A 13,620-nucleotide genomic window follows, 5' to 3' on the forward strand; every position below is an offset into this window, starting at 1 on the left:
CACAGCAATAAGCTCAATCGATAGAGAATTTAAGCCTTAAAACGACAAAGAGTGTTCATCAGGAACACTCTTTGTCGTTGGCGTGGCACTTATTAATTCATGCCTTTATTCGTTCACCACACACATGCCCTGCTCGGTTTGTACATAGGGAGCTAAAATAGGCATCATGCCCTTCATCACCTGTAATGGCAGCGCCGAAGTAAAACTAAAATCATCGGATTTACTGCCTGGCACGAAGGCGGTCAAAGTACCGAAGTATTTGTCACCTAAATAAAACACGAAGGTCGCGGTACGGTTCATCGCCGTAGTCGCCACTTTTTTACCTTGCTGCATCTGAGTCACAATACGGTTATCACCGGTGCCGGTTTTCCCGCCTATGGCTAACATGCCACCTTTTTCATCGGTAAAAATGCCCTTTAAACGACGTGCGGTACCGTTTTGCACTACGTTCGCCAGCGCTGCTTTTAAGGCTTGTGCTACTTCATGGCGCATTACCCGCTCACCTTGGGTATTCTGATTCTGTAATCTCACTTCATAGGGCGTATCTGCGGCGAAATGCAGCTGATTGATACGCACGGTGGGCAAACGATAGCCGTCATTTTGAATAATGCCCATCAGCTCGGCTAAGGCTGCGGGTCGGTCACCCGAGCTACCCAGCGCTGAGCCTAAGGATGGCACCATAGAATCAAAGGGATAACCTAAACGCGCCCAACGTTGATGTATGTCGAGGAAAGCTTCAACTTCAAGCATCACTTGCACTCGTACATCACGGGCGTTTTTATGCCTTGTCCTAAACAACCAACGGTAAACCTCTTGACGTTGTGCTTCACTCGCCTGCTTAACATCGTTCAAGTTGGCATCAGGATTATGATTAAGGTAATCCAGCACCCACAATTCCAAGGGATGCACCCGTGCGATATAGCCTTGATCTGGCAAATTATATTTATCCGGACCGTACTTGTTATATAAGCTCTTAATACGACCATCGGTATAGCTTACCTGCGGCAATCTTTGCTTCAAGAAAGCCTTAAATGCCGCCATAGGTTCATCGGGCAGTAAATAGCGATACGCCGCCGTCAACTGCTGCTCCGACTGGGACAAACCGTCAAAAAACATGTCAAAACGCTCATTCGCAGCCACTTTTTTGTACTTGCGATAAAACTTAGTAACGAAGGTATTACCTTCTCTATCAGCAAATACCCGCAGATATTCGTCACGGCGCGGATCTTTATCATTACGCAGCAACTGGGCCATATTGCCCTCGTTTTGCATACTACTGCTGTAATTCACGATATCGCGCATGAGGCGCACAAACGGCAAGTTAACCGAATCCTGCAGGGCTTGGTAAAGTGTTGGCGTTTTTAAATCTTCTGTTTTTTTAAAGTTATTAAACACATGCAACCCGCCACCGGTAAAAAATTGTTCACTGGTTGAGGCCGAATATTCTCGCTGTAACGCCGCATCTAACATGCGGTCTAAACGTCTGTCGGGATTCAAAATCAAGTAATCAATCGCCCAACGGGTTAAATGATCCCTAGGTTCGATAATGATGGATTCCAATTCAATCCCATGTTTCTTGGAATACTTGTCGTGGATCTCGGCAATGATTTCTAAGTAGGTCGCCATCACCCTCAATTTAGCGGTTGAGCCCAATTCCAACTTACTGCCTTCGTTAATATCAAAAGGCTGATCGGTACTATCCGTCTGCACTCTAACTCGATTGGCGGTCTCAGTGCGCTCATAAAGCGTAAAGCTATACAGTACGTTTTGCAGTTGGCTTGGGTCGAGTAACCGTTCGCCCAACAGACCCACTTGCTCCGCGGTAGGCACTTGCGCCAGACTGCGTAAGTAGTGACTGACTTTCTGCTGTAAGTCACTGTGTAAGCTACTATTGACCGTCAAATCGAGCCTGTCTAAATCATACAGCCCCACATTTAACATGCCTGCGGTGCGAATGCGAACTGTGTTCACGCCCTTATCTGCGCCAGATTGGGTATTACGTTGCGGCTTGGCGACCTTAAACTGCAATTTCTGCGCGAGTGCAGCATCACGTAGACCACGATCAATCAAATAATACTGGCCGAGTAAACGGATATGGCTATCGACTAAGTTTTCAAGATCTTCATGACCTTGCAATAGATAGTAGGACGGACGACGTTGGGCGATCATCAAGGCAACCACTTGTCGGAATACTTGTCCGCGCTTGGTGGCATTACCTTTGATCTGCGGCGATGCTAACAGCTTGTTTGCAGTATCGAAATCGGTACCAAACCACGCCCACAGTCCATCACCAATACCATGAACTTCACCATGATTTGGCGCCGAAGATAGTGGCACGGTATTCAGATAATCTTGAACGATGCGCTTACGAGCAGGTTCAGTGTTTTCACCTTGTTGGTACACGCGCACACTGGCCGAGCCAATTTGCAGTAACTTATCTTTAATACTCAAGGTTAAACCTTGGGAAGAATGGCGGAATTTCTCAATCTGAGTCGCGAGTGTACTGCCACCCGCGGTAGAGACATTCATACCAACCATTTCAGCAATTTGGCTCATGCCTGCCACCACAAAACGTGGCCAGTCGATCACAGGATTGAGTTTCTCTTCCGTCGTCCATAACTCGCGGTTTTCAATAAACAGCAAAGTATTAACGATTTCATTGGGGATCTTATCGTCGTCCTGATAAACCCGTTTAGGATAGGCAAATTCGTATAAATCGGTATTGCGGCAATCGAGCAGCGTCAACCCAGATTGGGCCTTTTCATGGTAAGGCGGAAAAAATCCAAGTTGAGCGTATTCCTGCAACGCTGGCGAAAACGCCACTTGTTGCGTTACCTGAAAATTCCGTTGCAATAACCTATCAATATACTGAGGTAACTTACTGTAGCCATGGCGCTCATCGAAAGGACCATAACTAGGATAAATAACCGCTTGGCTCGGTGAGCTTTCTAATTCATAGGTGAGCGTCTTAGCATATTGATTGATGAATTTTGCTTGATAAAACGAAGTTTTAACCTCAAGTCCAATCAGCAATGCAGCGCAGCAAATCAGAATGAAAAATAAGAACCAGACCCTGCCCTTTGATCTGGCTTTACGCGGCGGCTTAACCTTAGCTTTAGGCTCAGGTTGTGGTGGACGAGGACGATAATTTTCGAACTTCATCTCTGATGTGGAATTAGGCAAAACAGCTCCAAAAAAACACTAAAATATTCATCTTTCATGCAACTCAGCAAATCCGTTGCCACTCAGTAAAGCAAGATATCAAACTCATCTAGCCATTATCCGGCTCTATTAATTAGTCTTAGTACCCATTATGTTCCACACTTTATCAAACCTAACTTCACTGTAAAGAAGGGTGCCTGTGACCCACAACCGCCACTAATCAATACTAATGTTAAGCTGATAGTACATTTTGCCAAATATTAATTTGTTGATATCAAGGTATTTTCAGCGATTAAGGCAACAGACAGTATGACTTAAAAACAAAACGAGCTAATTTAAGTCGCATAAAAAGAATGAGTCGCTCAATAATTACACGCGATTAACGAAGCCTCATCCCACATATTCATGCGCATCCCAGATAAATTCACGAAAATGTTTGCGACAGACAGACTCGTAACTTTCGTTACCGCCAATCGCCACTTGCTCACCCTCGCGCATCACCTTGCCTTCACCATCAAGACGCACCACCATGTTAGCCTTACGCCCACAATGACAAATAGTCTTCAACTCAACTAATTTATCGGCCCAAGCTAATAAATAATGACTGCCGCTAAAAAGTTCGCCTTGAAAGTCCGTTCTTAGGCCATAGCAGAGTACAGGAATATCAATATTATCGACCACATGCGTCAGTTGCTTAACCTGTTCTTTACTCAAAAACTGACACTCATCCACCAGCACACAACTTAATGGCGTAGCTTGATGCACATCGCTAATCATTTGAGTTAAATCATCTTGGCTACTAAATACCTGTGCTTCGGTTTCAATGCCAATACGTGAGGCCACTTTACCTTTGCCATATCTGTCGTCTATGGAGGCTGTCATGACCAAAGTATTCATACCGCGTTCACGGTAGTTATAGGATGACTGTAATAGGGAAGTGGATTTACCCGCGTTCATTGCCGAATAATAAAAATACAATTGAGCCAAGACTTATACCCTTTAAAAACGTTAGCGCTTACGCGTCTGCTACCAGAGCCAAATTGAGCGCTAGTCTAACATTGCGCTTCACATCAGAACACTAGCAGCCGCTAAGCTTTTATCATGAAATTCTGCAATGACACCAACTTATCAATCATTTTAATCCCCAATCGCCTCCTGAAATATTTCTAGTCCACTTCATTTAATACTCTTCCCTGCAAAAAACATAAAAAACGCCCCGATGCCGTTCAATTGTTAATGAAAGCTTAACTGAAACTTAAATGTTGTTTCATAAGGAAAAATTAGTAAAAGTTAAATTTAAAAAGTGCGATCTACCTCCAAAGTAATAGGTATAAATGGGCTTGCGCTCAAAAAATAAACATAGCGTTAACAGTAATATTTCATTCGAGACAAAACGTGCTCAATTAAAAAAAGAAAAGTATTCGATAGCTTGCAAATTGAGACCAACGGTCAAAGCACTAATCTACCCTGCAAACTTTAGTGCTCCACTCCGTCCTTTATTCGCATATTGGATCAAATGGAGATTATGATGAGAATTTTCACCTCTAGAAAACTGGCATATTTAGTTGCCTTAGCACTAACTGGCGCCCTTGTTGGCTGTGGCGATGATGGTAAAGATGGTGTAGATGGAGCACCAGGAACGCCCGGTATCCCTGGAACACCTGGTGAACCTGGAACACCCGGTGAGCCTGGAACACCGCCCCCTGTCACCAGTTCTACTATGACTAACGTCAAAGTGATCAACTATAGCTTTGGCGAAGGCAGTATCACTTACGAATTTGAAATTACAGATGAAAACAATAACCTAATCAACGGACTGTTAAATGCTCAAGCCAAAGTGGCGGCACTAACAGATAAAGGCTTCATCACTAACCGCACCGAAGCTGATAAAAATGGTGTTGCAGATAACGTCCATATTGGCGGTGAAGCAACTCAAGCAACCGTCGGCGCTGAATTGACCGCTTTAGCTGATGGTCATTACCAATTTAAAGTGCCAATGAAAGGGGTTAATCCAAGCACTGAAGGTATCGTTTGGTTACGTGTCGGTGGTAATAATGGTATTGCGACCTCTAAACCTCTGGTCGTTAACAAACCTGAAGGCACCCATTCAACCACAACTGATAGTTGTTACTCTTGCCATATCGACTATTCAACAAGCCCTCGTCGTCATGCAAGCTATGTCGCTACCGGCATGGACAGCGAAGTCACCTTCGTGGAAGGCTGTTTAGTGTGTCACGGCTCAGTTAGCCGCGCAGTTGTCAATGCTGAAGGTTTCTCTACGGGTGGCTATGCGACAAACACCCTATCTAAAATTGGTCATATCAATCACCAAGATTTTACTAAAGACTTTTCAGTACAAAACTGTACATCTTGTCACGTTGAAGCACCTAAAAACATCAACGTAGCTGGACCCGGTTGTATTGATTGCCATGACAGTGGTGGCGTACCAGGGGCTATTATCCCAAGTAATGGTGCGGATCTGCGCATTATGCACGAAAGCAAAGCGGGTATAACCGAACGCCAAGCGATTCGCGCTAAGTATAAATTGAGTCTATCAACACCTGTTAAAGTAGATGATATTTCTACCAAGACAGACCACTATGCGCCAACAGGTGCTGCGGCTGCAGTAACCGCCCCAGGCTGGTGTACAACGCTGACAGTGAAAGACACCGATGGTAACGTCTTTAGCATTAAAGACAACTTTAACTATTCTAGCCCGCTAGTATATGACGCTAAGAAACCCGTAGTTTATGCGGGCGCTTATTTACATTCCTATGAAAATGGCAGCTTAGTGGGTCGCCCAGGTAACCGTACTAACTACTACTATGGTTACAACACTGACGGCACTAAAAATATCTGTCATTTACTGACAGATATCAGCGCAGTGAATGCTAACTATGTTTATTCTGCCCGCGTGACATTCAGTACCGCTGGTTGGATGGAATATGATGGCAATCAACGTTACCAAAGTAATGGTAGCCTAAGAGCGACAGGTTATGATGGTTCTATGGGTATATCCTTTACGGCTTACTCAGATGTCGTTAACCCTGTCACCACTCAAAAGGTCTCTGGCTTCGAACGTCGTGAGATAGCGAGTACTAACAGCTGTACTACTTGTCACAACGATGCCACTGCGTTCCACAAAAATGGTGCCTTCGATGAAGGTGGTAAAGCTTGTATCGCCTGCCATGACAACGGCATGGAACGTACTTCAGCAGCCTTAGGCGCAGGTTTTGGTCCTATGGTGCACAGCTGGCACTGGGGTAATGGCGCTAAAGTCGGTGAAGTTAAAGCTGATGGAACTCAAGCGCAAACCGCAAACGGTGCAGGCGCGATTGAAGCCTCTACTAGCTGCGTTGCCTGTCATGAAAAAGCGATTGATTTAAGCAAAGTGCCAAATCAATACATCGCTGAGCCAGGTAGCAAAATGACAAGCCCAGTCACCGCTAACTGTTATGCCTGCCACACTAGCGATTCAGCTAAGGCGCATATGGCAAGCAACGGTGGTGAAATCAGCATACCAAAGGTTGCTGACTGGTTTAAACAACCGACCTCTGAATCCTGTGCAGTATGTCATGACACAGGTAGAAGTTCTGGTATTGATAAATACCACAAGTTTACTCGCTAATTAATCATCTCATCATCGCGTGATTAAGAAGTAAGTAAAAAGCGGTACCTATTTTCCCTGCAAGGAAATAGCCAAAGGAGTCTCGCTAATGCGAGGCTCCTTTTTTTACTTATACATTACCCGATAACAAGCCATTTTCAGTCCTATTTAAGTTACTAACGTTACAGTCCTAAAAAACAACAATTCAAAGGAAGTCACTCAATTATGCATAAAAGTTTTATTGCCATCGCCATCGGCGCCACTCTCACCGCCGGATTCATGGCAGGTTGCAGCAGCACAGAAACTAAAGCACCTAACGTTATCTCGGTACCAACCCAAAATCCGCTGTTCCAAGCCAGTAATCTGCAATATCAAGCACCCGATTTTAGCCTCATCAAGAATGAGCACTTCGCGCCAGCCCTAGAGCAAGGCATGGCAGAGCAGTACCAAGAAATTCTCGCAATAGCCAATAATCCGGCAGCAGCAACCTTCGATAATACGATTGTGGCTATGGAGAAAAGTGGCGCCCTACTCAACCGCGCATCAAGCGTGTTTTATAATTTAGCAGGGTCAAATAGCAATCCAGAACTGCGTAAAATCCAAGGGGAAATGGCGCCCAAAATGGCGGCCCACTCAGATAATATCAACTTAAACCCAGCGCTATTTGCCCGTATCGAAGCCATCTATAACGACCGCACCAACTTAGGGTTAACCCCAGAAGCCGTACGTTTGGTTGAGGTATATCACCAACGCTTTATCATGGCTGGCGCTAAACTTACCGATGAACAAAAAGTTAAAATCCGCGCGTTAAATGAAGAACAATCAACACTAACGAATGAGTTCTCTCAGCGTTTATTACGCTTAACCAAAGAAATCGCCGTTGTGGTGGATTCAAAAAGTGAACTTGCTGGATTAACCGACGGTGAAATCACTTCGGCCGCGAACGATGCCAAAGCGGCCGGTCACGATGGCAAGTATCTGATTAACATCACCAACACCACTCGCCAACCTGTGTTGGCATCACTGGAAAACCGTGAGCTACGCCAGCGTATTTGGGAAGCCTCAGCGAACCGTGGCTTAACTGGTGAAAACGAAACTGCGTCACTCGTATCTCGTTTAGCGAAACTCAGAGCCGAGCGCGCAACACTATTAGGCTATGAAAACTGGGCAAGTTATCGATTAGCACCGCAAATGGCCAAAACACCCGAAGCGGTTTACAGCATGTTTGGTTCAATGGTGCCTGCGGTAGTTGCTAACACAGAGAAAGAAGCGGCCGACATTCAAGCCATGATCACTAAAACCGGTGGGAAATTTGAACTGGCACCGTGGGACTGGGAGTTTTACGCAGAAAAAGTCCGCCAAGAAAAATACGCCCTCGATGCAAATAGCATTCGCCCATACTTCGAATTTAACCGCGTTCTCGAAGACGGCGTATTCTACACACTCAAAGAACTCTATGGCGTCACCTTAAAACCACGCCCAGATTTACCGGTTTACCATCCCGATGTGAAAGCCTACGAAATGTTTGATGCCGATGGCTCAAGCATGGCCATTTTCTACGCCGACTATTTTGCCCGTGAAGGTAAACGTGGTGGCGCTTGGATGAGTTCGTTCGTCGGTCAATCCTTCCTCGAAGGCACTAAACCTGTGGTCGTCAACGTGATGAACATAAAGAAAGCGCCCGAAGGTCAACCCACATTCGTCAGCTATAACGAAGTCACCACTATGTTCCATGAAATGGGTCACGGCACCCACGGCATGTTCTCTAAAGTGACTTATCCAAGTCTGGCGGGTACCTCGGTTTCACGCGACTTTGTCGAATTTCCATCGACGTTTGAAGAAGATTGGGCAGCCCATCCAAAAGTGTTAGCGAACTACGCGAAACACTACGAAACGGGCAAACCCATTCCCGATGAACTGCTGCAAAAACTGCTGAAATCTGGCAGCTTCAACCAAGGCTTTGACACACTGGAATACATGGCCGCCGCATTAGTAGACATGGAATGGCATTCATTAAGCCCAGATACGCCGCAGCAAGATGTACCAACCTTTGAAGCCAATGCCCTGAAAAAGCACGGCTTAAACATCAGTGCCGTACCTCCGCGTTATAAGTCGACCTATTTTGCCCACGCCTTCCCCGGCGGTTACTCGGCAAGTTATTACGCTTATATGTGGAGTGAGATTTTAGCGGCGGATGCGTTTGCCTATGTGCAAACCCAAGGTGGGCTCAATCGTGAAATCGGCATGAAGTACCGCAAAACGATCCGTGAAGTGGGTAATAGCATAGCGCCAATGGACGCCTACAAAAACTTCCGCGGACAAGAACCAACCACGGAAGGCTTACTTAAACGCCGCGGTCTAGATCAAGCACGCTAAGCTAAGAGTTGGTAGCCTTAATGCGATAGGCTAAAGATAAAGACAAACTCAGCCTTAACCAAAAAAATCAGCCAGCATAATGCTGGCTGATTTATTTTGACTTATTTGACGTGAACGTTTGCAGTGAAAGGTTTCAATTAATGTCTAGCTAATTGCGCCTTTCGATTTGATTTTAAGTACGATAATACTGATCACAAATGCCACACTACAAGCCACTAAACCCGCGACAACAGACTCGGTAAATCCAAGTGCCACATAACCCACTAAGCTAATAAACGCCGCAATGAGTGCATAAGGTAGTTGAGTCACCACATGGTCGATGTGGTGGCAACTAGCACCCGTAGACGACAAGATAGTCGTGTCGGAAATTGGCGAGCAGTGATCGCCAAATACAGCCCCCGCCAGCACAGAGGCAAGCATAGGCAACATCATGCCAGTGTGGCTTCCCATCGCCATATCAGCAGCAATCGGCAACATGATCCCGAACGTACCCCAGCTAGTACCAGTTGAGAACGCGGTAATACCTGCTAGCACAAACATTAAGGCGGGTAAAAACGCGAACGGAATATTTCCTGTTGCTAAACTCGCCATAAACTTACCGGTTTCGAGTTGACCAATCACACCTGCGATTGTCCAAGCAAATAACAGGATGTAAATCGCCGGCAGCATAGAGCGAGCGCCCTGCACTATACCTTTGACTATCATCAATTTCTCAACGCCTTGCACTAAATTCAATATCAGCGAAACCGCTAGACCAATTAATGCACCAAAGAAAAGTGATGAACTGACATCGGTTTTCTCAAAAGCAGAAATAATATTAAATTCAATCCCTTCCGCCGCGAGTACTTGAGCGCCACTGTTAATCATGAAATAGAGGGTTGCAAATACCAACACGGTAATCGGCAGGAACAGACCTAAAATCTTACCGGTTTCGGCTTCAGGTAAATCCGCGTTCGCCCCAGGCGGTAATCCTTTAGACTCATCGTATAAATTACCACGTTGGGCATTGAGCTCATGCTCACGCATTGGCCCAACATCTAGTCCCATAAAGACAACAAAAAGTAATAATAACAAGGAGAAGATTGCGTAGAAGTTCATTGGGATCATTTGAATAAAAATACTCAAATGGCCAGTATCAGCAAAACCATGGGCCGTTAATATTCCACCAATAAGTGCAATAATATACGCGCCCCAACTTGATACTGGTGAAATAACGCACACAGGTGCCGCAGTAGAATCTAATAAATAAGCTAACTTAGCGCGGGAAATATAATAACGGTCGGTAACAGGTCTAGCGACCGAACCTACGACTAAGCTATTGAAATAGTCGTCAATAAAAACCACACACCCTAAAAACATGGTTAATAATTTAGCGTCACGTTTATTACGTATATGTAAACGAGCCCAATCGGCAAAAGCCCGCGCGCTGCCACTTACGGTAATTAACGCTGTGATCATTCCCAGTACAATTAAGAAACCGAGAATATATAAGTTCCACGAATTAAGGCCTTCGCCCGTCCAAAAAAGTCCTTTAACGCCATTAAATACAAATTCACCCGTCGCTACAGGTGAAAATTGATTGAGCAATAAAGCACCAATTAAAATACCTAACCCCAAAGAAAGCAGTACACGGCGAGTTAAGATCGCCAACACAATAGCCACCGCAGGCGGCAGCAAGGAAAGTGCCGAATCGGCATAATTCATAACAGTCATTGATTATTATCTTCGTTAAATACGAATGGAGGGCGACTGAACTGGTGGGGAAAGGCAATAGATACCCAAGGTCACCTGTCCTATCAGTAGCGCTCCATAGTAACTATTTCCAATATCCGTATCGGAAAATACTATGGCAGTGTTGCACCTATTAGGTACAACCCCAGCAGTTGATCGTGATAAATCGAACCACTTCGGCACCAAATCCTTTCGCAATCGATCAACGGAATCACCCTACTGATCACTACTAATATTTGGCGCGCCTCTACTTCTAAGAACGCCCGTACCCGAGCGTGAGGCACATAAAAACATAAGCGGCTTAGCAGATGCTAGCGCAAAGCCACTTAATGTGACCTAGATCACATTTTAAATCAACCGAGACTTGTGATCAGCTCAGGAACCGCCTCAAATAAGTCCGCAACTAAGCCATAATCGGCAACTTGGAAAATAGGCGCTTCCGCGTCTTTGTTGATAGCAACGATAACTTTTGCGTCTTTCATGCCCGCTAAATGTTGAATCGCGCCAGAAATCCCCACGGCAATATACAAGTTAGGCGCAACAATTTTTCCGGTTTGACCGACTTGTAAATCGTTAGGCACAAAGCCAGCGTCAACTGCCGCGCGTGATGCGCCAACCGCAGCACCAAGCTTGTCAGCAAGTTGTTCTAACATGCCGAAGTTTTCACCACTGCCCATACCACGGCCGCCAGAAACGATAATGCCAGCATTACCTAATTCTGGACGAGCTGATACCGTCAGGGATTGAGAAACAAACTGAGTTCTCGCTTCAAACACTTTATCGAGTGTCATCACAGCCGCGCTGTTACCTTCTGGTGCAGCATCAAACGCACTGGCGCGCACTGTCATCACTTTGATGGCATCATGACTTTGCACTGTCGCTAAGGCGTTACCCGCATACACAGGGCGCACAAAGGTGTCCGCACTGACGACGGTAATGACTTCTGAGATTTGCGCAACATCTAATAATGCCGCCACGCGCGGAAGCGTGTCCTTACCTAAGCTCGAAGCAGAAGCCAGAATGTGGCCATAGTTTGGCGCTAAGTCCACCAGCAATTTGGCAAAATTTTCCGCTAAATGCGCTTCATACACGCTGGCATCGGCAACAAGCACTTGGCTAACGCCTTGTAGTGCTTGTGCAGCTTGGACAACCGCGCCACATTGGTGACCCGCAACCAGTACATGCACTTCATCGCCAATGGCGCGGGCGGCAGTGACGATTTTTGCCGTATCGAGTTTCAGTGCGGCATTATCATGTTCAGCTAATACTAAAATGGCCATTTAGATCACCTTCGCTTCATTTTTTAACTTTTCAACTAGCTCAGCTACCGACGCTACCATGATGCCCGCTTTACGTTCTGCTGGCGGAGTGACCTTCACAACCGTTTGGTGACTTTTTAACGTCACGCCCAAGTCAGCCACTGTAAAGACTTCTAATGGCTTACGCTTAGCTTTCATAATGTTAGGCAGTGAAGCATAACGAGGTTCGTTCAAACGTAGATCGGCAGTCACGACTGCAGGTAACGGCATAAGTAAGGTTTGCATACCACCGTCAACTTCGCGAGCGACTTGCACAGATTGGCCTTCCAATTTGATTTCAGAAGCAAAGGTCGCCTGTGGCATATCCATCAGCGCTGCGAACATTTGGCCGGTTTGATTGTTATCGCCATCGATAGATTGCTTACCAAAAATCACCAGTTCAGCTTGTTCTTTGTCTTGTACCGCTTTGAGCAATTTGGCAATAGATACTGGCACCAGTTCTTCTTCAGTATCGATATGAATCGCACGGTCTGCGCCTAATGCGAGCGCTGTACGTAATTGTTCTTGCACGGCTTTATTACCAATACTGACAACAACCACTTCAGTAGCGCTACCCGCTTCTTTTAGACGAACCGCTTCTTCTACTGCGATTTCACAAAAAGGGTTCAACGCCATTTTTAGGTTTGCAGTGTCAACACTTGTATTGTCAGCTTTGACCCTGACCTTCACATTGGCATCAACAACGCGCTTAACGGGCACCAATACTTTCATAGGGTTTCCTTCCTACACTTTCATGTACATGGACAAAACATTGGTTAATACCAATGCAGGATAGAGCAACTTTACGTCCTGTTAACGTTAACGTCAACCAAAGTCAAACGCCTGTTTGCATTTTTTAATCCGCGCAACGGCTACTTTTTTGGACACTTATTTGAGTAAATAAGAAAAGTTCAAAATATAAATAATATTTAATTTACTTAAAACGCATAATTTTATTTGATTCGAGCTATATTAGTTTCTATCATTTAGGTGTTGTTCACCATTATCCTGTATTAAAAATTAGAGTGGGACGAAAATAGATATGAGCGAATTTTTAGAGATATTAACTCACGGCCGTCGTTTTAAAGCAGCAGTTAAAGAACTTAGCGTTGAAGAGTTACGTGATTTAGCCGACAAATTAGATAAAATTTTAGTAGAACGCGAGTCTATGGCTGAGGAAGAAGAACAAGCCATGGCAGCTCGTAATGCTAAGATTGAAGAAATCCGTCAACAAATGGAAGCCGTTGGTTTATCAATTGATGACTTAGGTGGCGTAGCTGTTAAAGCTGCTGCGAAGAAACGCGCTCCTCGTCCAGCTAAATACCAAATTGAAGTTGACGGTGAAATGGTTCAATGGACTGGCCAAGGCCGTATGCCTACCGTATTTAAGAACGAGATCAACAAAGGTCGTTCTATGGAAGATTTCTTAATCTAATCCAACCAAGT

The 13,620-nt window shown here is 45.3% G+C and carries 8 protein-coding genes and 1 riboswitch; of the genes, 3 read left to right on the plus strand and 5 right to left on the minus strand.

The genetic code is table 11. The features are described 5' to 3' along the window. Positions 1–105: 105 nt before the first annotated feature. Positions 106–3,183 carry a transglycosylase domain-containing protein gene (locus L5L98_RS05780; RefSeq protein WP_219250893.1) on the minus strand — a complete coding sequence of 1,026 codons (3,078 nt, stop codon included), beginning with the start codon at positions 3,181–3,183 and terminating at the stop codon, positions 106–108. A 369-nt stretch (positions 3,184–3,552) separates the two neighbouring features. After that, on the minus strand, positions 3,553–4,149 hold the full coding sequence (locus L5L98_RS05785; protein WP_028761119.1) for a thymidine kinase: 597 nt from the start codon (positions 4,147–4,149) through the stop codon (positions 3,553–3,555). Positions 4,150–4,690: 541 nt separating this feature from the next. On the opposite strand from L5L98_RS05785, the gene L5L98_RS05790 reads away from it, so the two are divergent. Both L5L98_RS05790 and L5L98_RS05795 read left to right on the plus strand, forming a co-directional pair. Next, the gene (locus L5L98_RS05790) at positions 4,691–6,790 is read left to right on the plus strand and encodes a multiheme c-type cytochrome (protein WP_263139438.1); all 2,100 of its coding nucleotides are present in this window, start codon (positions 4,691–4,693) and stop codon (positions 6,788–6,790) included. A gap of 204 nt (positions 6,791–6,994) precedes the next feature. Continuing rightward, entirely contained in the window at positions 6,995–9,145 is a 2,151-nt protein-coding gene (locus tag L5L98_RS05795) for a M3 family metallopeptidase (protein ID WP_263139237.1), read from the plus strand. Between the two features lie 144 nt (positions 9,146–9,289). Here the strand turns inward: L5L98_RS05795 and L5L98_RS05800 are convergent, their stop codons facing one another. From L5L98_RS05800 to L5L98_RS05810, 3 genes are all read right to left on the minus strand, one after another. After that, positions 9,290–10,858, minus strand: coding sequence for a Na+/H+ antiporter NhaC family protein (locus L5L98_RS05800; protein WP_263139239.1), 1,569 nt, complete (start codon positions 10,856–10,858; stop codon positions 9,290–9,292). A 79-nt stretch (positions 10,859–10,937) separates the two neighbouring features. Further along, a riboswitch (Lysine riboswitch) is annotated at positions 10,938–11,134 on the minus strand. A 95-nt stretch (positions 11,135–11,229) separates the two neighbouring features. Continuing rightward, entirely contained in the window at positions 11,230–12,156 is a 927-nt protein-coding gene (locus tag L5L98_RS05805) for an electron transfer flavoprotein subunit alpha/FixB family protein (protein ID WP_263139241.1), read from the minus strand. After that, on the minus strand, positions 12,157–12,906 hold the full coding sequence (locus L5L98_RS05810; protein WP_006082338.1) for an electron transfer flavoprotein subunit beta/FixA family protein: 750 nt from the start codon (positions 12,904–12,906) through the stop codon (positions 12,157–12,159). A 310-nt stretch (positions 12,907–13,216) separates the two neighbouring features. On the opposite strand from L5L98_RS05810, the gene L5L98_RS05815 reads away from it, so the two are divergent. Then, entirely contained in the window at positions 13,217–13,609 is a 393-nt protein-coding gene (locus L5L98_RS05815) for an H-NS family nucleoid-associated regulatory protein (RefSeq protein ID WP_028761125.1), read from the plus strand. Positions 13,610–13,620 lie beyond the last annotated feature (11 nt).

Origin of the sequence: Shewanella sp. SM23, assembly GCF_025654295.1 — a bacterium.
Taxonomy (GTDB): Bacteria; Pseudomonadota; Gammaproteobacteria; order Enterobacterales; family Shewanellaceae; genus Shewanella; species Shewanella oncorhynchi.

What these genes read in the sequence shown, in the direction of transcription:
- L5L98_RS05795 (WP_263139237.1), top strand. Translation starts at nt 6,995, where the DNA reads ATGCATAAAAGTTTTATTGCCATCGCCATCGGCGCCACTCTCACCGCC.
- L5L98_RS05810 (WP_006082338.1), bottom strand. Translation starts at nt 12,906, where the DNA reads ATGAAAGTATTGGTGCCCGTTAAGCGCGTTGTTGATGCCAATGTGAAG.
- L5L98_RS05790 (WP_263139438.1), top strand. Translation starts at nt 4,691, where the DNA reads ATGAGAATTTTCACCTCTAGAAAACTGGCATATTTAGTTGCCTTAGCA.
- L5L98_RS05805 (WP_263139241.1), bottom strand. Translation starts at nt 12,156, where the DNA reads ATGGCCATTTTAGTATTAGCTGAACATGATAATGCCGCACTGAAACTC.
- L5L98_RS05815 (WP_028761125.1), top strand. Translation starts at nt 13,217, where the DNA reads ATGAGCGAATTTTTAGAGATATTAACTCACGGCCGTCGTTTTAAAGCA.
- L5L98_RS05800 (WP_263139239.1), bottom strand. Translation starts at nt 10,858, where the DNA reads ATGACTGTTATGAATTATGCCGATTCGGCACTTTCCTTGCTGCCGCCT.